This window comes from Streptomyces sp. NPDC013455 (genome assembly GCF_040632975.1).
GTDB lineage: Bacteria > Actinomycetota > Actinomycetes > Streptomycetales > Streptomycetaceae > Streptomyces.
Window position 1 is genome coordinate 261390 of record NZ_JBEYCX010000005.1, and the last position, 21815, is coordinate 283204.

General features: G+C 72.0%; 20 protein-coding genes. 15 read left to right on the top strand and 5 right to left on the bottom strand.

Annotation, left to right across the window (positions count from 1 at the left end; genetic code table 11):
- Positions 1-452: 452 nt before the first annotated feature.
- The gene (locus ABZ576_RS11560) at positions 453-1010 is read right to left on the bottom strand and encodes a GNAT family protein (RefSeq protein WP_360738958.1); all 558 of its coding nucleotides are present in this window, start codon (positions 1008-1010) and stop codon (positions 453-455) included.
- Positions 1011-1549: 539 nt separating this feature from the next.
- On the opposite strand from ABZ576_RS11560, the gene ABZ576_RS11565 reads away from it, so the two are divergent.
- Positions 1550-2410, top strand: a complete 861-nt coding sequence (locus ABZ576_RS11565; protein WP_360738960.1) for a hypothetical protein — start codon at positions 1550-1552, stop codon at positions 2408-2410.
- Between the two features lie 191 nt (positions 2411-2601).
- Here the strand turns inward: ABZ576_RS11565 and ABZ576_RS11570 are convergent, their stop codons facing one another.
- Entirely contained in the window at positions 2602-2859 is a 258-nt protein-coding gene (locus ABZ576_RS11570) for a helix-turn-helix domain-containing protein (RefSeq protein ID WP_360738962.1), read from the bottom strand.
- Positions 2860-2980: 121 nt separating this feature from the next.
- Here ABZ576_RS11570 and ABZ576_RS11575 point away from each other — a divergent pair, with 121 nt between their 5' ends.
- The 5 genes from ABZ576_RS11575 (at position 2981) to ABZ576_RS11595 (ending at position 10711) form a co-directional block, all read left to right on the top strand.
- Positions 2981-3721: a VOC family protein gene (locus ABZ576_RS11575; protein WP_360738965.1), complete on the top strand. Its 741-nt coding sequence runs from the start codon at positions 2981-2983 to the stop codon at positions 3719-3721.
- 181 nt (positions 3722-3902) lie between these two features.
- Positions 3903-7979, top strand: coding sequence for a hypothetical protein (locus ABZ576_RS11580; RefSeq protein WP_360738968.1), 4077 nt, complete (start codon positions 3903-3905; stop codon positions 7977-7979).
- Positions 7980-8067: 88 nt separating this feature from the next.
- Positions 8068-8748 (top strand): transcriptional regulator, encoded by a 681-nt coding sequence (locus tag ABZ576_RS11585; RefSeq protein ID WP_360738971.1) that lies wholly within the window; start codon positions 8068-8070, stop codon positions 8746-8748.
- 31 nt (positions 8749-8779) lie between these two features.
- Positions 8780-9325 (top strand): DUF3291 domain-containing protein, encoded by a 546-nt coding sequence (locus tag ABZ576_RS11590; protein ID WP_360738973.1) that lies wholly within the window; start codon positions 8780-8782, stop codon positions 9323-9325.
- Between the two features lie 219 nt (positions 9326-9544).
- Positions 9545-10711, top strand: a complete 1167-nt coding sequence (locus ABZ576_RS11595; RefSeq protein ID WP_360738976.1) for an alkaline phosphatase PhoX — start codon at positions 9545-9547, stop codon at positions 10709-10711.
- Between the two features lie 62 nt (positions 10712-10773).
- Here ABZ576_RS11595 and ABZ576_RS11600 read toward each other — a convergent pair whose 3' ends face one another.
- On the bottom strand, positions 10774-11655 hold the full coding sequence (locus ABZ576_RS11600) for an NAD(P)-binding domain-containing protein (protein WP_360738978.1): 882 nt from the start codon (positions 11653-11655) through the stop codon (positions 10774-10776).
- 97 nt (positions 11656-11752) lie between these two features.
- Here ABZ576_RS11600 and ABZ576_RS11605 point away from each other — a divergent pair, with 97 nt between their 5' ends.
- The 3 genes from ABZ576_RS11605 (at position 11753) to ABZ576_RS11615 (ending at position 13372) form a co-directional block, all read left to right on the top strand.
- Positions 11753-12091, top strand: a complete 339-nt coding sequence (locus tag ABZ576_RS11605) for a helix-turn-helix domain-containing protein (RefSeq protein WP_360738981.1) — start codon at positions 11753-11755, stop codon at positions 12089-12091.
- Positions 12088-12630, top strand: coding sequence for a GNAT family N-acetyltransferase (locus ABZ576_RS11610; RefSeq protein ID WP_360738984.1), 543 nt, complete (start codon positions 12088-12090; stop codon positions 12628-12630). The genes ABZ576_RS11605 and ABZ576_RS11610 overlap by 4 nt, the downstream gene beginning before the upstream one ends.
- 193 nt (positions 12631-12823) lie before the next feature.
- Complete coding sequence (locus ABZ576_RS11615) at positions 12824-13372, top strand: hypothetical protein (RefSeq protein ID WP_360738986.1); 549 nt, start codon at positions 12824-12826, stop codon at positions 13370-13372.
- On the opposite strand, the gene ABZ576_RS11620 is transcribed toward ABZ576_RS11615, so the two are convergent.
- Positions 13335-14384: a ScbA/BarX family gamma-butyrolactone biosynthesis protein gene (locus tag ABZ576_RS11620; RefSeq protein ID WP_360738988.1), complete on the bottom strand. Its 1050-nt coding sequence runs from the start codon at positions 14382-14384 to the stop codon at positions 13335-13337. The genes ABZ576_RS11615 and ABZ576_RS11620 overlap by 38 nt on opposite strands.
- Before the next feature lie 91 nt (positions 14385-14475).
- Here ABZ576_RS11620 and ABZ576_RS11625 point away from each other — a divergent pair, with 91 nt between their 5' ends.
- The 4 genes from ABZ576_RS11625 (at position 14476) to ABZ576_RS11640 (ending at position 17954) form a co-directional block, all read left to right on the top strand.
- Complete coding sequence (locus ABZ576_RS11625; protein ID WP_360738991.1) at positions 14476-15099, top strand: ScbR family autoregulator-binding transcription factor; 624 nt, start codon at positions 14476-14478, stop codon at positions 15097-15099.
- Positions 15096-15965, top strand: coding sequence for an NAD(P)H-binding protein (locus ABZ576_RS11630; RefSeq protein ID WP_360738994.1), 870 nt, complete (start codon positions 15096-15098; stop codon positions 15963-15965). Before ABZ576_RS11625 ends, ABZ576_RS11630 begins: the two co-directional genes overlap by 4 nt.
- A 214-nt stretch (positions 15966-16179) precedes the next feature.
- A complete protein-coding gene (locus ABZ576_RS11635; RefSeq protein WP_360738997.1) occupies positions 16180-16947 on the top strand; it encodes a glucose 1-dehydrogenase in 768 nt (255 codons plus the stop codon).
- Between the two features lie 425 nt (positions 16948-17372).
- Positions 17373-17954 (top strand): TetR/AcrR family transcriptional regulator, encoded by a 582-nt coding sequence (locus ABZ576_RS11640; protein ID WP_360738999.1) that lies wholly within the window; start codon positions 17373-17375, stop codon positions 17952-17954.
- A 90-nt stretch (positions 17955-18044) separates the two neighbouring features.
- On the opposite strand, the gene ABZ576_RS11645 is transcribed toward ABZ576_RS11640, so the two are convergent.
- Positions 18045-19163, bottom strand: coding sequence for a transposase (locus ABZ576_RS11645; RefSeq protein WP_360739002.1), 1119 nt, complete (start codon positions 19161-19163; stop codon positions 18045-18047).
- A gap of 366 nt (positions 19164-19529) precedes the next feature.
- Here ABZ576_RS11645 and ABZ576_RS11650 point away from each other — a divergent pair, with 366 nt between their 5' ends.
- A complete protein-coding gene (locus tag ABZ576_RS11650) occupies positions 19530-20789 on the top strand; it encodes an MFS transporter (protein ID WP_360739005.1) in 1260 nt (419 codons plus the stop codon).
- Positions 20790-21337: 548 nt separating this feature from the next.
- Positions 21338-21793, top strand: coding sequence for a helix-turn-helix domain-containing protein (locus tag ABZ576_RS11655; RefSeq protein WP_360739010.1), 456 nt, complete (start codon positions 21338-21340; stop codon positions 21791-21793).
- Positions 21794-21815 lie beyond the last annotated feature (22 nt).

Below are 21815 nucleotides of genomic sequence, written 5' to 3' on the forward strand. Positions count from 1 at the left end.
GCCACGCTCCGGCGCAGCGGCGTGTGGGGGTACGGCGGCCACGCTCCGGGCGCGGGCGGGCGTCACCGCACGTGCTGAGGGGGATGTTCCTCCGGGCCGGGTCGCGGGGCAGGCGGGTGCGGCCCGGAGGAAGTCGGTGCCGGGGTCGGCCTCGGGCGGCCCGGCCCCGGTGCGGGGCCGGGTGGAGGAGCCGGCCGCCGAGGGGCGGCCGATCCACCCGACGTCCTCAGACCGGGCGTCCGGCCACGCGGAGTGGCACCCCGGCCGTACCGGTCGCGGACACAAGTCACCTCCGGTTCACGGGAGTCGGAAGGCGGGAGCGCGATGGGAAGCGCCCTCCCTCTCCCGAACCATGCCTGCCGGTCATACGTCGGTCAAGAAGGTGAGCGGGCTTTTCTTTCAACTTGACTTAAGCCATTACCTGTTGAGGCCGGGCCGGGCACCGCGCGCACTCAGGCATCACGTACGGCTGCCCATTCGCGATCGAGAATTGCGTGGACCACGGAGTCCCGCCACTTCCCGGCCTTGCGTACATGCTCGCGAATCACGCCCTCCTCGACCATGCCGACGGCGGCCATGGTCCTGGCCGACGCCTCGTTGAGCGGCGACCTCGCCCCCCAGACGCGGTGAAGGCCCAAGTCGTCGAAGCCGACACCGAGCAGCAGCCGCACCGTCTCGACGCCGTAGCCGACACCCCATGCGTCCGGACGCAGCGCGAAGCCCAGGGTGGCCGCACGCCGCTGATGGGGGTCCAGAGCCAGACGGCCGATCCCGACGACGGTCGCCGTCTCCCGCTCCAGGACGGCCAGCGCATACTCCTGGCGCGGCGTCTCGCCGGCCGCCGCGATCGATCGGGCGACGAGGTGACCGACCTGTTCCCGACTGCGCGGTGCGAACGACAGGTGTTCTGTCGCCTGCGGGCTGCCGTAGACGGCCAGCACCGCGTCCACGTCCTCGACGGCGAGTTCCCGGAGGGCGAGGCGTGCGCTGCGACGGACGATCGGATGCATTCCGGGACTGTACCGGCCGGCCGGCCGGAGCCGGACGGGTTGCGAGGATCCGCGAGCGGGCGTCAGGCCACCCGGGCCCTCACCACCCGTCGAGCGGAAGTTCCCGCCGAACCGGTCTGGACCGAGAAGGCCTCGGACGCGGACCGGCGCGGCCCGACCACGCTCTTCCGGCCGCTCGTCAACCCGTACGGCCCCACGGACCGACGCCCCCCGTTCGGAACGGGCTCGTGGAAGCGGCGGGCCGCGTCACCCGCGTCTGGAGCCGTCGGCTCCTCCGGCGAAGTAGTCGCGGCGTGTCGCGAACATGGCGACAATGTCACGGCTGAGGTGACACACGGGGGTGCCGGATGAACCAGAACGACCTGGCGGCAATGGCTACACAGGCTCTGATCTCCGTCCTGGGGGGCGCGGCCAGCACGGCGACATCCCAGCTCATACAAGACAGGTTGCACCACTCCGCTCGCGGCCGCGCGGCTCTGGACGGCTTGAGCGCCTCACCCGGCGATCCCACGGCCCAACAGGATGTCCAAGCCGCCCTCATGGACGAGCTGCGCAGCGACACCGAGTTCGCTGATCGGCTTGCCGTGCTTCTCCACGCATCCACCCGGCAGAACACCGGAAGCGTGGTCATCACGGGCAGCCGGCTGAAACACAACCAGATAGCGCTGGGCCCTCTGACCATCAACAACACGCCGGGGGTGCGGGTCTTCCTGGCCTGCGCGGCCCTCCTGCTGCTCGCCCTGGTCGTCCTCGGTGTGTATGGCGGGGTGCAGGTCATCACCGCCGGCAACGAGCCGAAGGCCCAGCCCCAGGCGACTGGGAGCCAGGGAGGAGGACAGCCGACGCCACGGGACGGCAAAGGCAGCGGCGGGACCGACAGGCCAAGGATCATGACAGCGGCAGAGGCCAACGAGGCCCTGCCCACCCTGGAGGCCATGCCGTCCGGCTGGACTCTCTTCGACTACGACATGCTCTCCGAAGACGACAGGACGAGCGACTGCCACGCGGACGGCATCGAGTTCGAGAACGACCCGCCCAAGGACCTTCCAGGGGGCGGCTCGTACCTGGTGGCCTGGTTCCGTGTCTACGCGTGCTCTTCACCGGCCCAGGCGGCCGAGATGTTCGAGAAGGCCGGCCAGGCAACCGCCGACAACGAGTCGGTCCTGGCGGGCTCCAGCCCTGGCAGCACCACACCGATCCCGCTGCCCCCGCTGGGGAACCAGAGGACGGCCTACGCGTACGGCGGAGAGGGCCGGGCACGGTCCGTGGTCCGTGTGGGGACGGTCGTGGTCTCACTGAGCTACTGGCCGTTCGGCTCGCTGGCGGCGCACCAGGACCAGATCACACAGCTGACTCGCATGGCCGTGGAGCGCGTCGAGCACACCCTCGCCGGCACGTGAGGGGCGGCGCGGCTGCGGAGCCCGCGGATGGCCAGGGGTGTGCTGCCGGTGACGATCGCGTGGGAACGGTGGTGACCCGTCCATCGTCAGCGGCAGCTTCCGTGCTGGTTCGAGGAGTGCCGAGGAGGGCCGCGCCCGGAGTGGGCGCGGCCCCGGGTGAGACCGGCTGCCGACGCGGTCGGCGGCACCCGTCAGCGCGTCGCCTGGGCGGTTCCGGCACGCACATCGCCTCCCCGGGCCCTGAGGGGCACGTGTGCTTCGGTGAGCACCCGGTGCACGAAGCCGTACGACCGCCCATGCTCCTCGGCTATGGCGCGGATGGAACGCCCCTCGCTGTACTGCTTGCTGAAGGTTTCGGCCAGCTCCCTGCGCGCACTGCCTGTGATCCACTTGCCCTTCACGGTGCTCTCCTCCCGAGATGCCGAGATGTGATCACCGTCTGCCCGCATCACCGTGACCCATGCGGGCGAGCGTGCGGACAGCCGACGCGGCCTCCGGCGCGAGGCGTGCCGGTGGTCAACGGCGCCGCACCCGGGTGGCGTTGTGGACCGGACGCATAAGATCACCGGCATGGCGCTGCGACCGGTTCAGGTGAACATGAAGGCTCTCGACGGCCCGGCGGTCGGCCGGTTCTGGGCCCAAGCGCTCGGCTGGACCGCCTACCACCCCGGCGTCACCACCTATGTCGGACCCGCCGGCGGCCTGGTCTGGCCGGACCCGGTCGCCGTCTGCGTCGACATCGTCCCCGTCCCGGAACCCAGGACAGCGACGAAGAACCGGGTGCACCTCGACCTCGCCACCACCTCCGCCGCCCACCACGCGGAGCTGGTCGCGCGCCTCCGGGCCCTCGGAGCGACGCCCGCCCACGTGGGTCAGGGCGATGTCCCGTGGACGGTCCTCGCCGACCCCGAGGGCAACGAGTTCTGCGTGCTGGAGCCCCGGGAGGTCCACCGGGACACCGGGCCGATCGCCGCGGTGGTGGTCGACTGCACGGACCCGCGTGCCATGGCGCGGTTCTGGGGCCGGGCGACGGACTGGACCCTGCACGAGGTGACCGACGATCGCGCGGTACTGCGCTCCGCCAAGAGGACCGGCCCGTATCTCGAGTTCCTCCGCACGCCCGACGTGAAGACCGTGCCGGACCGTGTCCACCTCGACCTGCTGCCGTACCCGGGTGACGACAAGGAGGCGGAGGTGGCCCGGCTGCGGGCCCTCGGCGCCACCGACCTCGACGTCGGCCAGGGCGACGTCCCGTGGACCTGCCTGACCGACCCGGAGGGTCACGAGTTCTGCGTCCTCGCCCCGCACTGACGCGGAGCCGTCGACGGCCACCGAGTGCGGGGCCCGTGGCCCGTTCCGCTACGTCGAGTACGTCGAGTACGTCGAGTACGTCGAGCGGAGAGCGCGCTGCGCTGCTTCGCCTGCGACGGCGATGTCGGTGGCACCGCGTAACGTGTGATCATCGATCAGCGTGACGGGGGAAGGCCGCAGCATGGGCAGGCGTGTCGAGAGGGACGGGTACACCGCGGAACTGACGGATGACCTGGAGGCCGTCTACCGCAACCCACAGGGGCGCAGGCTCAAGAACGTGCCCGCCGCGCTCTCGGGTGACCCGGGACTCGTCTCCCTGCTGGAAGCACGGAGGCGTCTGCGCGAGCACAGTGAAGCCTGTCGTGCGCAGGCGGCCGAGTGGGCGGCGGCCGGGGTGCGCGTGCCCCGCGCCCTGGCCGCCGCGGACCCGCTGTGGCGGGAGGCTCTGGAGGCCGAGTCCGCCGAGCTCACCGACGAGCGGGGCGACGGCGGACTGTGGGCCCGTACCTACGCCGGCTTCGACGGCCGCACACTCACGCAGCTGATGCCCGAACAGGCCGTGCCGTACCGCGACCGCCTGATGCGCGGCCGGCACTGGGAGCCGGACGGCTGCTTCTCCACCGGCATACCGGATACCTCCGACGGCGCGCTCCCCTTCCCCGAGAGGGTCATCGCCGCCCACCCCGGGTTCGAAGACCTGGCGACCGAAAAGCTCCTGCTCCTGGAGAAACGCACGCACGACTGGAGCTACGTCTTCAAGGCGGACATCGACAGCGTGCTCCAGGGCCTGGAGGAGTCGGCTCCCGCGCTGCTGACCACGCTCCTCGACGAGATGGCCGACCTCGCGCTGCGGGAGGGCGAGCACGCGGCGGCCGCCGCCTGGTTCGGGCGGGCCCGCACCGCCGAGCGGGTACACGCGCGCGAGGTCGACAAGGAATGGCTGCTGGGCCGGTACCTCGAGTACGCCGAGGGCAAGGCCCTCTCCGCCACGGTGCTGCGGGCGTGGGCTCGCGAGCTGGCCGTCAAGGGGGTGGCGACCGAGGCGGATCTCGCGGGCTTCCGCCGGGTGGTGATCCGCCGCGTCCAGGCGTCGTCCGAGGTCTACCCGCAGCTCGCCGTCGACGTGCGCAGACTCGCCAGGGCCGCCGGTCTCGAACCCGAGGCGGAACTGTCCACGCTGCTCGGCGAGATGCTCACCACCGGCGGTGTCACCTTGTCCGACGACAAGTTCTGGACCGACTGCCTCAAGGGCCCGGCCGTGGAGCTGCTGGGCACGCACACCCCGCAGGCCGTCCGCCGGGTGCTGAGCCTGCGCCCCCGCCGTTACGGCGACAGCCCCAGGGTGTGGCGGGAACTGCTGGAACGCACCGGTGCGCTGGCGCTGCTCACCGGTGAGGCCCCGGGGCTGCCCGTGGGCGAGGCCGCCGCCTGGCTGTCCGCGTGCGTCCGGACCAACAGCGACCGGAACGGCACCTGGCCCGTCATGTACGAGATCGCCGAGAGGATGGCGCCGAAGCTCGCCGCCGACGGCGTGCCCGTGGAGTTCCGTTATCGGCGCATCGGCGAGCGGGCCGACGGCAAGACCCCCCTCGACCTGATCGACCTGCTCCTGGAGCACGGAGCGCCGGTCGCCGACCCACCGGAGCTCCTCGGCCCGGCACAGCTGTACGACATCCAGCTCGCCCACCGGCCGGAGCTGCACAACCTCCTGGCGGACGAGCGCTTCGCCCGGGAGCTGCGGGCACGGGTGCGCGCCGACCTGGAGATGACCACCAAGGACCTGGCGTCCAACAGCTGGTACCAGCCGCACGAGACCAAGGGCTGGGACAGCATCCCCCGGCCGTTCGACAATCCGGCCGGGCACGAGGAGATCCGCGCCTGGTTCGGCCGCGAGCGGGCGAAGCTGCGCGCGGGGATCGGCTTCCAGGAGCTGGTCCTGCTCCTCGGCCGGCTCGTACACGCGGGTGTGGCGGTGGAGCTGCTCCTCAAGGACGCGGCCGCGGCCGCGGAGTTCGCGGCCCTCGACGTCATGCCGCTGCTGATGGCAGAGCTGCCCGACACCGTCTCGCGCGCGCAGGTCGAGGAGCTGCTGGGAAGGCTCCAGCCCTGCTACGTCGAGCGGGAGGGGGTCCGGGGACCCAACCGGGGGCCGATCCTGGAAGCGCTGCCGCAGCTGGGCGAGCCGATGCACAGCCAGGCCGCCCGCTCCCTGGTCATGGCCGTCAACTGCCGTGCGGGACTGGAGCGGCTGGTCCGCCGCCTCACCCCCGGCGAGGGTGAGGCGGCGACGACCGCCGGCGCGCGGCCGGAGGAGCCGGAGGACCAGGTGAGCCGGCAGATGATGGAGCTCGCCCGGGACGGCGGCGCCGTCTGGGGCGGCGATCTGACGCAGGCCACCACCACGTTCGACCGCATGCCCCGCGACGGCCGGTTCCGCCGCACGCACGCGTGCGCCGCGGCACTCGCCCTGTGCGCCGTCTCCTCGCGGCCGGACGGCTCGGCGGCCCGGTCGCTGATGATGTACGCCGCCCACCCCTTCGTCACCGGTGAACCGGGCCACTGGCGGATCGTCCACTGCGAGGTCCCCGAGGACCGCACCGACACCAACGCCCCGCTTCCCGGGACGGTCTTCCGGACGGCCACGTCCGTCGCCTTCGTCCTGACGAGCAGAGGCCGAGACCCCCGTCGTACGTTGTGGGAGTACTCCCCGGACGGCACCTTCCGCGACGACGGCCCGCTGGCTGCCGCGGGCGTGAAGCTCACGTGCGCCCATGTGCTGGAGCCGGTGCGTCCCGGCGGCTGGTTCACGCGCTTCGCCGAGCTGTACCGCAAGCACGGCCCCGCGCCGGCCCGCCCCGAGCTCGCCGCGGTCCTCGCCGAGCGGCTGGGTCTCTCGCCGGCGGAGGCCACCGCGTTGCTGACCGCACGCGTTCCCTGCGCGCCGCACCAGCTGGCCGAGGAGGACGACTACCTCTCCGGCCACTCCTCCGCCGACCTGGAGCCCTGGAAGATCCGGCAGAAGGAGTCGGAACAGGCGGTGGCCGCACTGGCCGACGCGCTCGGCCCCCGGTTCTTCACGGACTTCTACGACAAGCTCCTCCCGGACGATCCCGAGCAGCTGTGGGTCACGGGGCCGGACGTGGACCGGGCGGCCGAGTGGTGGCTGGGGGAGCTGGGCGCTCCACTGCCCGTACCCACCGCGCTCCTGCCCCTGGCCGCCAAGGAGACACTGACCCCCACGGGCGAGGCGGCGGTCGCCCGGTCGCAGCACCGAGGCCGCGGGCGCCGGTGGCCCCACCTGCGACTGCCCGCCCTCCTGGGCCGGCTCGCCACGGGAGCGGACTGCCTGGCCTCCCACCACGCCGGTCTGCTGGGCGAACCGCAGCCGCTCGCCCTGCCGAGGATCGCCGCCTGGGCCGCCTACCGCACCGCGGCCGGCGACCCCTCGCGGCCCGCGGTCGGCGCGGCGATAGCCCGGCTGTGCGAGGCGCGGGCCGCGGATCCCGGCCCGCTCACGCTCTTCTCCCTGCAGAGCAACCACCTGATGGGACCACCCCCTCCCACGGACGCGCTCACCGCTCATCCCGCGGTCACGGAGGTGGCGGACCCGGTGCACGACATGCGTCATCTGCGGGTGGACCCCGCCGCGCTCACGGGACCCGGTGATCCGCTGCTCGACACCCTGGACGCCTACCTCGACTCCGTTCTGCCCTCCCAGTGGCTGCCCGCCCCTTCCGGCCTGCCCGCCCTCGCCGACCTGCGGCTGCTGCTGAGCGACGACTTCGCCGCGCTCGGGGAGCACCTGGTCACCGACGGCGAGCGGCCCCCCGGCTGGGAACAGCACCCCGTCCGGTCGGTGCCGCACCTCGTCGAGGACTGCGCCAGGACCCTTGGGCTGGGCGAGGACGCGGCGTCGCTGTACCTGATGCTGCTGGCACTGCCGGATCCGACGGACCGCAACGTCAGGGTGTGGACGGGATGGAAGCCCCGCCGCTTCCGGGAGGCGGAGGCCGAGCTGGGCGCCTCGGGCCGGGTACTGCGGGCCGTCCGGCCGCGAGCGGGCCGCTCCCTCTTCCTGCCGGGCGCCTGGCAGGAGCGCAAGCCGCCGCGCCTGCCGATCGAGGCGTCGAAGCTCACTTGGCTGCCGCTGGCCAGGGAGCACCGGTCGACGTCACACCTGGCCGCGGTGCCCTCCGTCCCCCTGCCCACACTGTTCACACGGGCATGGGAGGGCGTGTCGGCCGGCTCGGCGGCCTGACGGAGGCGCGGCCGCCCTGCTCCACGCCGCGCACGGGGGCGGGGCCCGGTCCTCTAAATACAATCCGGGTTGTTCCTAGAATGGCCTGATGGAGGACATCGACGCGATCGCGGCGCTGCAGGACCCGGTGCGCCGCCGCCTGTACGAGTACGTGGTGGGGCAGGGCCGCGAGGTCGGCCGCAACGAGGCCGCGGAGGCGACCGGGGTCGCCCGCACGCTCGCCGCACACCATCTGGACAAGCTCGCGCAGGCCGGGCTGCTGGACAGCGGCAGCCGTCGCCTGACGGGCCGCTCGGGGCCGGGTGCGGGCCGCCCGGCCAAGGTGTACACGCGGGCACGGGCGGAGCGGGCGGTGTCACTGCCCGCCAGGGACTATCGCACGGCCGCCGAACTGCTCGCCGAGGCGGCCGAGGAGGCCGGGCTGGACGCCGGGCTCTGCGCGGCGGCACGCCGCCGGGGCGAGGTCCTGCGCGGCGCCGCGGCGCCCTGCCCGGATCTGGAAGAGGCGGCGCGGATGCTGGCCGCCCGCGGCTACGAACCGTACCTGGAGGCCGGTGAGGGGGCGAGCGGGACGGCCGCGCGGGCCGTCCGCATGCGCAACTGCCCCTTCCACGCCGTCGCCGAACGCTTCCCGCCGCTCGTCTGCGGCATGAACCTCGCGCTGCTGGAAGGGCTGTTCGGCACGGACGGCCCGGTCCGCGCCCGCATGGACGCCCGGCCGGGGGAGTGCTGCGTGGTGATCGAGGCTTCTAAAAACAATTCTGGTTGACATAGAAATGAGGGCCGTGCTGGGATGAGGCATGACCACGTCCGCGCACGCCGCCCATCTCGCCCAGCTCAACGTCGCCACGCTGCGCCACCCTCTCGACGACCCGCGCATGGCGCCGTTCGTCGACATGCTCGACCCGGTCAACTCCGCCGCCGACGGCGCGCCCGGCTTCGTGTGGCGGCTCGTGGAGGAGGGGACGGCCGACGCCACCGGCCTGCGCCCGGCGGGCGACGACGTCATCGTCAACCTGACGGTGTGGCAGACCCGGGAAGCCCTGTGGGACTTCACCTACCGCAGTGGGCACCTCGAGGCGATGCGGCGGCGCCGCGAATGGTTCGAGCGGCACGTCGAGGCGCACCTGGTGCTCTGGTGGGTCCCCGCCGGCCACCTCCCGACCGTCGGCGAGGCCCTGGAGCGGCTGGCGCACCTGCGGGCGCACGGGCCCTCCCCGCGCGCCTTCACCTTCGCCTCTTCCCACTCCGCCGCCGAGGCCGCCCGGTACCTTCCGGCGGCCGCACCGCCCGCGCGAGCGGAGCAGGGCGCGCGGAGCGCACGGCCCATGGGGGCCGGCGCGTAGTCAACGGCGTCCGGCAGTCCGCTGGATCCGCGAATGTTCGCCGTTCGTTCATTTCGCCGCAGAGACGTCTTTTCTGCGTCAATTCTACTCACCAGTCGGCCAGGAGAAGTTGGTCCGGAGGCGGCTTACCGCCCCTCCGGCCAAGCCCTAGGGTCCCGTTGACCAGTCGGCGGCGCTCGACAAGTCACCGTTCACCCTGTCCAGGCTGAAGGAGTAGCTGTGGAACGTCGCAACTTCCTGCGTGGTGCCGTGCTGGGCACCTCGGCCGCCGTCTTCGGCGGCACCCTCATGCGTGGCGCCGCCTACGCGGCCCCGGCGCAGAACGGCGTCAGCCCCTACGGTGGCCTGCTGGCCGCCGACGCCAACGGAATCATGCTGCCCAGTGGCTTCACCAGCAGAGTCATCGCCCGCTCCGGCCAGACCGTCACCGGCACCTCGTACACCTGGCACAACGCCCCCGACGGCGGCGCGTGCTTCGCCGACGGCACGGGCTGGATCTACGTCTCCAACTCCGAGGTGTCCACTGGTGGCGGCGTGGGAGCCGTCAAGTTCAACTCCTCGGGTTCCATCACGGGCGCCTACCGCGTGCTGTCCAACACCCGCAACAACTGCGCGGGCGGCGCCACTCCGTGGAACACCTGGCTGTCCTGCGAGGAAGTGAGCGGCGGCTACGTCTACGAGACGGACCCGTGGGGTGTGAACGCCGCGGTCCGCCGTTCCGCGATGGGCCAGTTCAAGCACGAAGCGGCCGCCGCCGACCCGGTGCGCAAGGTCGTCTACCTGACCGAGGACGAGCCGGACGGCTGCTTCTACCGGTTCGTGCCCGGCACCTGGGGCAACCTGTCCTCCGGCACCCTCCAGGTACTGGTCGCCGGCACCGCGACCTCCGGCTCCTTCAGCTGGACGAACGTGCCCGATCCGGACGGTTCACCCACCGCCACCCGCGACCAGGTCTCCGCCGCCAAACTCTTCAACGGCGGCGAGGGCTGCCACTACGCGAACGACACCGTCTGGTTCACCACCAAGGGCGACAACCGCGTCTGGCAGCTCAACCTGCTCGACAACACCTACGAACTCGCCTACGACGACAGCCTGGTCACCAACGGCACCGCACCGCTGACCGGCGTCGACAACATCACGGGCAGCCGTTCGGGGGACCTGTTCGTCGCCGAGGACGGCGGCAACATGGAGATCTGCATCATCACTCCCGACGACATCGTCGCTCCCTTCCTGAGGGTCACCGGCCAGTCCAGCTCGGAGATCACCGGCCCGGCGTTCTCCCCCGACGGCAGGCGGCTGTACTTCTCCAGCCAGCGCGGCACCACCGGCAGTTCCTCCGGCGGCATCACCTACGAGGTGACCGGACCGTTCCGCACCACCGCCTGACGGTGATCCACTGACGGCCGGGCCGGCGCGGCAACGCACCGGCCCGGCCGTCGACCGCTCGGTCAGCGCACCAGCAGATCGACCACACCGGTCAGGTCCTCGTCGCCGCCGCCCTCCGCCAGACGACGGCGCATCAACGCGAAGTACGGGCTGAGCAGTTCCGGGCTGACGCCCTGCTCCGCGGCGGTGCTCAGAAAGGTCGGTGTGCCGGCCACCTGCATGGCGAGAGGGGAGGCGACATCCGTGGTGTAGTCACCGGTCCGCAGGTGGTCGGCGGTCTGGTGGACCGCCGGCGCCATCGCGACGAGCCAGTCGGCGAGCAGCGGAGCGAACGCGACGGGGTCGATGTCTTCCCTGCGGACGAGAGCGAAGGCGTGCGCGGCTCCGGCGAACATCCCGTACATGGCGCTGAGCAGGGCCACGTCGTGCAGGGCCGCGAAGCCCGCGTCCTCGCCGACGTAGGTGGTTCCCGCCGGGACGCCCAGCGTCGTCCGGTGCCGTTCGAACAGCTCTGGCGAGCCGCTGTAGAAGACGTAGCCGCCGGCCTCGGGGACGCCGATCATCCCGGGGACGGCCATGATCCCGCCGTCCAGGTAGCGGGCGCCGCGGTCCAGGGCCCACGCGGCGCGGGCGCGGGCCTGGGCGGGGGTGCCGGTGGTCAGGTTGACCACGTCCCTGTCGGCCAGGTCCGTACCGGTCAGCACCTCACCGACCGAGGCATCGTCCAGCAGGCAGACCACGACGAGGGTGTTGGCCGCGACCGCTTCGGCGGCGCTGTGCGCGACGTGCGCGCCCTCGGCGGCGAGCGCAGCGGCGCGGGCCGGGGTGCGGTTCCAGACGGTGAGCGGATGGCCGGCGGCCAGCCAGGCACGGGCCAGCGCGGTGCCCATCCCGCCCAGGCCCAGCAGCGTGACGGGGGTCTTCTCAACAGGGTTGTGTGTCATGGCGGTTAGGCTGGTCGCAGGCCTGGCGGTGATCAAGTACGCACTTCGGAGTGGGTGGTTACCCGCGGGTGAGCAAGCACGTCGGAAGGGGGCGGGCATGACGACGCTGAACCGTCCGGGCGCACCGGACGGACACGTCTGCGGCATCGACACCGCGATGGAGGTGATCGGCGGCAAGTGGAAGGTGCTGATCCTCTGGGCACTGCACGAGCACCCCTGCCGCCGCTTCGGGGAACTGCGCCGACTGCTCCCGGGGATCACCGAGAAGGTGCTGGCCTCGCACCTGCGCGAGATGGAAGCGGACGGCGTCGTCCACCGCGTCTCCTACGACGAGGTGCCGCCCCGCGTCGAGTACTCGCTGACCGAGGACGGCGCGCGCCTCAACGACGCACTCCAGCCGCTGGCCGCCTGGGGACGCGAGCGGAGGCGCCCGTGACGGCCGAGCTCGGAGACGTCACCTGGCCACCCGCACCGATCACGACCGAACGGCTCGTGCTGCGCGAGTCCGAGGCCCGGGACCGCCCGGCGTTCATCGAGCTGTTCGCGTCGCCGGAGGTGGGCACCTACATCGGTGGCGCTCGGCCGCGTGACGAAATCCGGTCTGCGGTACCCGAGGTACCCGGCCGGCGTCCCGGCGTTTTCGTGGTCGATCTCGGCGGAGCGATGATCGGCATGGTCACCTTCGTCCGGCGCGACGCGCAGCGCCCAGGTCACCTCCGTCCGGACGGGGGCGAGATCGAGCTCGGTTACCTGTTCCTGCCGCAGGCGTGGGGGCGCGGGTACGCCGCCGAGGCGTGCGCGGCGGCACTCGACTGGTGCGCCGGCGTGCTTCCCGGTGAGCCGGTGGTGCTCTGCACCCGGACCGCCAACGGCCGTGCGCTCCGTCTGGCGTCGAAGCTCGGCTTCACCGAAGTCGAGCGGTACGAGGAGTACGGCGCGGAGCAGTGGTTCGGCGTGCGGCCCGCCGACGCGTGACCGGTGCCCGGGCCGGCCCCACGACGGGCCGGCTCGCCTCCCGGGGTGGGCCCTCCGGCATCCCGGTGTGCCCGAGGGCCGGCCAGGAGGCGGGGCCGACGCGCGGCCGTGTCCGGCCCGGAGTACCTTCCCGGTGGCACCCTGCCGATACCGCGTGGCGGGCCGGTGCCCGTGTCGGGCAGTGTTCCGGGTGATGAGCGAAGAGTACGAGATGGCATACGCCCACCCCGATACCGTCGAGGGCCTGCTGCAACGGGGGCGTGGCCTGGGCGCGGTACGAGCGCTGCGGGACCCGCGAGGATCCGCCGCCCACGTGTACGACGGCATCCGCCGCGACTGGCGGTGGGACGGGACCGACCACCGGTCCCTGTACCTGGCGCGGCTGGTCCGGGACCTGGAGTTGTCCCCCACGCCGGTCGTGGACCAGCCGGCGGGGGACGAGGAGGCGTGTGCCCGAGCGTGTGAGGTCCTGGAGTCGCTGGCGCTGGCCGGATCGGACGAGGCCCGGGAGGGGCTTCGTGCGCACGGCGGACGGCCGCAGGCCCTTGCCCGCGCTCGGGCGGGCCGTCGAAGCGCCTGGGCGTCCGCGCCGTACCGGCAGCGCGCGACTGGGCACGCGACGACAGCCCCTGGTCGGCCCCGTCACCGCGAAACCCGCGCCGGGATGCCGGCGCGGGGCGCGGGTTCGCGGGGCCGGGGCGGAATCAGCCGACCGGGCAACCGGCTGTCGGCGGCCGGCTGACGAGGCCCGCGGATTCACGGTGCGCCCGGGCAGGCGCGTGGGGGGTGTCGAGAAGGCATGAGGGGTCGAGGCACGGGAGGCCGGTTTCCGCCGTCGGGGGCGGCACGCTCTTGATGGTGACCTCGCCGGTCAGGCAGACTCCGTGGTCCTGCGCTATGACGGCTTTGAGCACGTCGGGGGAGAGGGGCTCGACGGTGACCCAGGTCGGGGCGTCCAGTTCCACCCAGCCTGTGAAGGAGACGGACATCGCGGTCACCATGCTGTGGGCGTCGGGGCGGTTCGCGTGGGCGGCCTGGCGCAGGGCTTCCAGCAGGAGCATGCCGGGAGCGTGATCGACAGGGTGGTCGAAGAGGATGCCGTGGTCCAGGTCGGCCCGCAGCTGCCACCGGTCGGCGCGTTCGGTGGCGGCGAGGACGACGTTCTCCGGCAGGCAGTGTCCGACCGTGGCGGGCGGCAGGGCGGGCGGCAGGGGTAACACCCGGTCGCGTAATCCGGCCAGGTCGTGTGTGCCCCGCAACCGGCGGTAGACGGCGGGGGAGTGGTTGGTGAAGCGGGTGCCGGCGTTCCCGACGTACTGTCCGTTCACGCGGACGTCCGCGTGCATGGACATCGAGACGAGGCAGCCCCTGCGGGTCCGGACGTCCGTGCAGGTGATCTCCAGGACGACGTCGGCCGGGGCCTGGGGGACCTGCATGGCCGACGGCTCGATCTCGAAGGCGAAGTCGTCCCAGACCAGGTGGCTGCCGTGGGGCACGCCGTAGGCGACGTGGGACAGCAGCGGAAACGTCTGGCGGACCGTTTCGACGAACAGCAAGGGGTCGAAGCGCCGGTTGCGGGGCCAGTAGAAGCTGTGGAAGCGGGGCCAGTGGGCGCGGACGGTGTGCCGGTCGTCGCCGTGGGTGGTCCAGTCGGTGAGCAGTACCTCGTCCGACGCGTGCTTGTGCACGAGTTCCTGAGGCACTTTCGGTATGAGCTGCGGTCGGTCGTGTCCGCGAGCGTGAGAGTGGGACATGCCAGCCCTTTCCCCCTGAATGGATGGCTCGTTTGCAGCGGTGTGGCTAACATAAAGGACGTTCTCTATGTCTGTCGAGGAGTGATTGCGAGTGTCAACTGTCAAGGCGGAGCGAGCCGCCCGGACGCGACAGAGGATCCTGCTGGCCGCAGCCGAGGTCTTCGACGAGACCGGCTACGAGAAGGCGGCAGTGACCCAGATCGTGGAACGGGCGGGGCTCACCCTTGGCGCGCTCTACTTCCACTTCGGGTCGAAGCAGGGTCTTGCCGAAGCGCTGATGAACGCGCAGCCGACGACGATAGAACCCCACCTGAACTCCACGGGGTTGCAGCGGCTGGTGGACATCACCCTGGTGTGGGCGGACCGCATGAAGCGCGACCCGATCCTGCGCGCCGGAGTCCGTCTGGCCGTCGAACAGGGCAGTCACGGCATGAACGACGCCTCCTCCTTCGAGGAATGGCGGGCGCTCATGCGAAGCCACCTCGACGTGGCCCGGTCCGACGGTGAACTCCGGGAGGCCGTCAGCCCAGATCAGCTGGCCCGTTTCATCGTCGGCGCCTGTACGGGCATGCAGGTCTACTCCCAGCTCGCCACCAACCGCGCCGACCTCATGGAACGCGTCTGCGACATGTGGGAGCTGCTCCTGCCCAGCGTCGCCGCCGAGTCGGTGGTACCCGACATCCGCATCAGTCCCGAGCGCGTGCCCGCGTCATGACCGGGCAGGCAGCGCCCAGCCGGAAGATCGTCCTCACCGGGGCCACCGGACAGATCACCCCCCTGATGGTCCGGCACCTCGCACCCCACCACCGCCTCACCCTGACCAGCCGCACGACCCGAGCGGACCTGCGACGTCCCGGCGTGGAACACGTCGCCTGCGACTACGACGATCCCGCCAGCCTCGTACGGGCGTTCCGTGGCGCCGACGCCCTCTTCGTCGTGACGAACCAGCCCACCCGCCCCGAACACGACCGGAACATCGTGCGGGCAGCTGTCGAGGTGTCGGTGGGGCACATCGTCAAACTGTCCGCGGCGGCGGTGCACGACGACGCGGCGCACGATCTCATCACCGAGTGGCAGCGCGGCAGCGAGGAGCTCATCAGATCGAGCGGGATCCCGTGGACCATGATCCAGCCACGCTCGTTCATGTCGCACGCGCTGGCCTGGGCGCCGAGCATCCGGAGCAGCGGTGTCACGTGCGCGCTGCACGCGCACAGCCGCAACGCGTGCGTCGCACCGGAGGACGTCGCGCAGGCGTCCGCCCGCGTCCTGGGCGATCCCGAGCACCACTTCCGGTCCCATCAGCTCACCGGCCCGCAGTCGCTCTCCGCCCACGAACAGTCCGCCGTCCTCTCCGAACTGCTGGGACGCCCCCTCGTCTGCCGGGAGCTCTCCCCTCAGGAGGCACACGCGCGTTGGGCCCGGCGGTACTCGCCGGCGATGGCCGACGCGCTGCTCGCCGGCGCGGAGCGGCAGGAGGCCGGCGCCAAGGCACAGACCACGGACACGGTGGAGCGGCTCACCGGAAGGCCGGCGACCACCTTCGCCCAGTGGGCGGCCGGTCACATCGACCGCTTCGCCTGAGGCGAGCGGGGGTGCGGCGGGCGCGGGACCCGCGCGCGACCCCCGCGGCCCAGTGGCCGCGGCGCCCGGCTCGCCGGCCGGCCGGCTCCCGGCAGGTCGGCCGGCCCTGCCTGCGCGGCTTGCACGCCGGACCGTCCCGACGTGACGATCTTCCGGTCACGTACACGGGAGCAAGCGTTATGTGGGAGGTGCGATGTCCACGTCGAGGAGACACATGCCCGCGCGGGGCCTGCTGCACGGCAAGACAGTCATCATCACCGGAGCGAGCAGCGGCATCGGAGCGGCGGCGGCGGAGCTCTTCGCCCAGGAGGAGGCCCGCGTGGTGCTGACCGCCCGCCGCAAGGACCGGCTGCTGGAAGTCGTGGACAGGATCGTCGCGGCAGGCGGGCAGGCCACCGCCGTGGTGGCCGACGTCACCCGCGCCGAGGACATGCACGCGGCCGTACGGACGGCACTGGAGACGTTCGGCAGCCTCGACGCCGCTTTCAACAACGCCGGGTGGACCTCCACCGGAACGCCCATGCACTTGATGGGCGACGACGAGTACGACCGCATCATGGACGTCAACGCCCGGGGCGTGTGGAACGCGATGCGGGCACAGATAGCCGTGATGCTCGAACACGGCGGCGGCTCCATCGTGAACACCTCCAGCGTGGCCGGTGTGCGCGCGACCGGCAGCTCCGCCCCGTACATAGCCGCCAAGCACGCCGTCATCGGTCTGAGCCGGGCCGCGGCCGACGAGTACGTCCAGCAGCACATCCGCGTCAACGCGATCGCCGTCGGCAGTACCCGGACCGAGCTGATGGAACAGGTGCTGTCCGACACCCCCTCGCTGCTGAAGCCGTTCACGGAGCGTGCCATCCAGCAGCGTCTGGCGGACCCCGTCGAGATCGCCCAGACGGCTGCCTGGCTCTGTTCGGACCGTTCGTCGTTCACCACGGGCGCGGTCATCCCGGCCGACGGGGGGTGGACCGCCCGATAGCCGTACGGCACCCCGGACCTGCCACGACCGGGCTGCCAACGGACTTGCCAAGAACGTTTTGGGATCCTCCCGTTCCCATGCTCGTCGTCCGATGCTCACCGTATGGTCGGACCGCTTGCCGAACTGCCGCCGCGGGCCCTCGTCGCCCGCGGCCACGGCGGTCGAAGCTGGGGAGGGTAGGTGAGGGACCTGACTGGCCAGGTCATGGCGAACGGCGGCCGAGTGCGGGTAGCGGAAGGGGAAGGACCCGTTCGGTCCCGCGGTGGCACGTGTTCCGCGGCGGGCGGGGCTCGTCGGCAGCGCTTGCTCATCCGGCCCGGCCCCTGACCGGAGCCTGATGCGACCCGACCGGCCTCGTGAGCATCCCATCGCGCAGGGGTCGGCCGGTGCCCTGACCTGTCGTCGCGATCCTCGAAGGCCCCGTCATGAACAAAACGGAACGAGCCGCACGAACCCGGGCGACCCTCGTCCTGGCCGCAGCACGCCACTTCGACCAGCACGGCTACGAGGGTACGACACTCAAAGCCGTCTGCGCCGAGGCAGGCGTCACGCTCGGAGCCCTCACCTTCCACTTCCGCTCCAAGGCGGCACTGGCATCGGCGGTGGTGGAGGAGGGCGTCGGCGAACTGCAACGCATCCGCTCGGCCGGCTCCGGTACCGGCCGGCCCCTGTGCGACCTCTCCGCCTTCGTGCTCGAGGTGGTGAGGTCGCTGCGCAACAGCGTGCTCACGCGGGCCGCCGCCCGCCTGGTCGAGGAGGGGCGTGTCGACTCCGGCTGGCCCGGCGTCTTCCGCGGGGAGGTCCTGCGGCTGCTGGAGGGAGCCTCGACCACCGGTGAACTCGTTCCGGAGGTGCGGCCGGCCGCTGCCGTACGCCTCGTGATGCATGTGGTGCAGGGGGCCGTGGCCGAGGCGCGGAGTGCCGAGGCTCTGGGTGTGGCGACGGCATGTGACTTCGCCGAGGTGTGGGACGTCGTGCTGGGCGGCCTGGCCGTGGCGAGGTGCTGAGCTCGTTCCGGGGGTGCCCCGTCCGAACACCCCCCGGTCCGGCCGCACCGTGCCGCGCCGGCCCCGGCGCACGAACGGGGGCCGAGTTCGTCAGCGCGGCCGGCCGTGGGTGCGCGCGTAGGTGTAGGCGGCGGACAGGAGTGTGGTGTGGTGGTGCCAGCCGGGGAAGGACCGGCCCTCGAAGTCCAGCAGACCGTAGTCCTCGCCGAGGCTGTCGATGACGGCCGTCGCCTGCCGCGGTTGCTGCATCAGGGGGAGCAGGTCGGGCAGGGGGCGGTCGTCGAGGTTCGTCAGCCAGGTGCGGGGTGCGCCCTCGGACCGGTGCTGGGCGAGCAGACGTAGCGGGGCGTGCTCCGGCGCATGACCGGGCAGCGTGACCGTCCAGGTGAGCAGGTGTTGTCGCTTCTCCACGTCGGCGGTGCCGTGGCTCGCCATGAGGTCCCGGACGAGGACGGTGCGGGTGTGGGCTGTCAGGGGTGCCGCGGGCCTGACGCGTGTGGTGTCGGGCACTTCCACCAGGAAGGGCTGTCCGCGGTGGGTGAGGTGGGCGAGGAAGGGCTCGTGGCCCGGCAGCCACGACAGCTCGGCGGTGACCGGGATCCGCCGGTGGGCGGACCAGGCGGCGGCCCGGTGCAGGAGCTGGGCGGCCTGGGCCCACAGGGGCCCGCAGGCTTCGTCGGGGATGCGGGCCTTCCTGCGCAGCGGTGAATCGCTCGCCCATTCCGGCGGAATGTGTAAGTGCCAGTCGACGGGCAGCGGGCCGTGGGGACTGTGGGCGAGCAGGGCGATGCCGAGCTGGCAGTTCGTGATCCGGCCGCGTGCGGGATGGAATCTGCGGTGGACCCCGGCGGATTGGGTGCCGCGTTTGGGAATGAACGCGGGCGCCAGTGTCCAGGCGGCCGGTGTCCGGGGCAGGTCTTCCGTCCAGCGCAGCAGGGCTTGGCGTGCGGCGAGCCAGTCCCACGGGCTGGCGTTGACGAACTGGTGGATGGCCTGGGGCGCCGTGGGGGAATCGGTGACGGATTGGGCCAGGCGTCGCAGGGATTTCTTGCCCGGTGTGAGCAGTAGTGCCCTGATGTAGAGCTCGGCCCACTTGCGCTGGTCCGCCCGTGGCAGACAGGCGAAGACCGTCTCGACGAACGGTCCGAGCCGGGCGGCCGGGCCGGCTTCGGTCAGCGCTCTCGGCGCCGGCTCGCACAGCAGTGCCATTGCGACTGTCCCCTCCCACACCACGCGGCCGCCGCTCCCGGTCGCTGGGCGCCGTGGCCGCTGTCCCCGGTCGATGCGTGGACGGTCCCGCCGCCCGTGACGGGGGATTCCCGGGCGGCGAGACCGGGACAAGCATAGAGAGCGCTATTTATGTTTGGCGGGCCGGAGGTGCCTGTGCGGCGACTTTGGCAAGTTCAGTGCTGTGAAACGGCCGAGAAGGAGCCGGTGCCGGTGCGCAGTGGCCAGCCGGATGGCGGATCACGGTGCGGGGCTCGCCCCGGCCCGAGCCGCAGTGGGTTGCGGAGTGAAACCGTCGTGCCGTACGGTCGAATCGGTTTCAAAGTGCTACCGATTGGGGTTGCGTGTATGGACGCGTGGCGGCGGTTGCTGCTGGCGGTGGTGTGCGGTGTGGCGGTGGCGAGCATTTACGCCGCGCAGCCGGTTCTGGAGCCGATGGGTCACGATCTGGGTCTCTCGGCCCAGTTCACCGGCTGGATCGTCGCCACGGGCCAGTTCGGGTACTTGGCGGGGCTGTTGCTGCTGGTGCCGCTCGGTGACGTGGTCGACCGGCGCCGGCTGATCGCGGTGCACCTGGCGGTCACCGCGGCGGGAATGCTCATGACGGCCTTGGCGTCGGCCGCGTGGGTCGCGTTCGCGGGGCTGGCCGCGGCCGGCGTGTTCGCGGTGGTGGTGCAGACCACGGTGGCGTACGCGGCATCGGTCTCGCTCCCCGACGAACGCGGCCGGAACATCGGCGTGGTGACCTCGGGGGTGGTGGTCGGCATCCTCGGCGCACGGGTGGCGACCGGCACGCTCGCCGAGGTGTGGGGCTGGCGCAGCGTGTACGCCGTGCTCGCGGTGCTGTCGCTGGGCCTCGCACTCCTGGTCCTGGCGGTCCTGCCGTCGGAGGAGCGTCCGGGGCGGCCCACCGGGTACGGGCGGGCCGTGGCGTCCGTCGGCCAGTTGTTCGGGCAGCGTCTCTTCCTGACGCGCGGGCTCATCGCGTTCTTCCTGTTCGCCTCCTTCGGGACGCTGTGGAGCGGGGTGTCCCTGCCGCTGGCGGACGACCCGTGGCAGCTGAGCGAAAGCCAGATCGGCCTGTTCGGCATCGCCGGACTCGCCGGCGCGCTCGGTGCGGCGCGCGCGGGGCGCTGGGCGGATGCGGGACGGGCGGTCCCGGTCACCGGTGCGGCGCTCGGCCTGCTCATCCTCTCCTGGGCGGTGATCGGACAGCTGCCGTGGTCGCTGTGGCTCCTCGCCATCGGGATCGTGCTGCTCGACTTCGCGGTCCAGGCCGTGCACGTGAGCAACCAGCACCTGCTCACCACCGCGCACCCGGACCGCATCAGCGGTGTCATCGGCAGCTACATGGTGTTCTACTCGCTCGGCTCCGCCCTCGGCGCGGCCGCGACCACCGCGGTCTTCAGCGCCTGGGGGTGGACGGGCTCCAGTGTGCTGGGCGCGGCGTTCGCGGCCTGCGGACTGGTCGTCTGGGCACTCGACAGGCGGCGCGTCCCCGAGGGCGCCGGCCTCCGCCCGCGGGACGCGGTTGCGCCTCCGGCACGCGAGGACGCCGAAGACGCCGAGGACGCCGCGGACGCCGACCGGGCCGGACAGGCCCGGTGACTGCTCCCCGGTCCGGCGCGCGGCGCTTCGCCGCCCATGAGGTGTCCGCGCGTCGGACCGGGGTAACCGTCTCGAAGACGGCAGCGTGCGGCTTTTGAGGGGGTTGGCACCGCCGGACTTGGCAAAGTCGCGGTGCACCTGCCCTCCCGCCGTACATAAATAGCGCTATTTATGCTTGGCTCGGTCTCGTCGTCGGTGCATCCCCCGGTCACCGGCGGCGGGGCCGTTCGCGTACGGACCGGGGGACAGGCGGCCACGTCGTGTGGGAGGGACGGTCCCGATGGCACTGTTGCTTGAGCCGGCGCCGGGGGTGTTCGCCGAGAACCTTTCCGCTGCCCGGTGCGCGCCGCCGGCGCTCCGCTCGCCGGCCGCCTCGGACACGTCACCGCTCGGGGCGGCCGCGCTCGCCCGATGTCCCGTGCCCCCCGCGGTCGCCGCCCGTGCGTGCTCGCCGGAGCGGGCCGTGGCTTCTTCCCGCGGGTAGCGGATCGCGATCATTTTGCCGGTACGGCATGATGGTTTCGTTCCGCAACTTATTGGGAGGTGTCATGTCGCGCGTCAGCACGCCCGGCCCCCATCCTGACTGGACCGATCCCGACTGCCCTGTCGCCCGCACGCTGGATCTCGTCGGTGACCGGTGGAGTCTTCTCGTGGTCCGGGACGCGATGGACGGAGCGCGATCGTTCACCGAATTCCAGCGGCGTACCGGTATTGCCCGCAACATTCTCTCCGACCGGCTGCGGAAGCTGACCGCTCAGGGGTTCCTCGCCCAGCGCACCGCACCGTCCGGCCGTCGCCGGGAGTATGTGCTCACCGATGTCGGGCGTGATCTGTTCCCGGTGATCCTCGCCCTGCGGCAGTGGGGGGAGCGCCACGCCTTCGCGCCGGGCGAGACCCACTCGACCCTTGTGGACGATCACGGCGTTCCGGTGCCGCAGATCGCGCTGGTCGCAGCCGACGGCGCGCTCCTGGACGCCGGCAACACCCACGTTCAGAAGACCTGACAGAAAGCAGATCTCGGTGCCT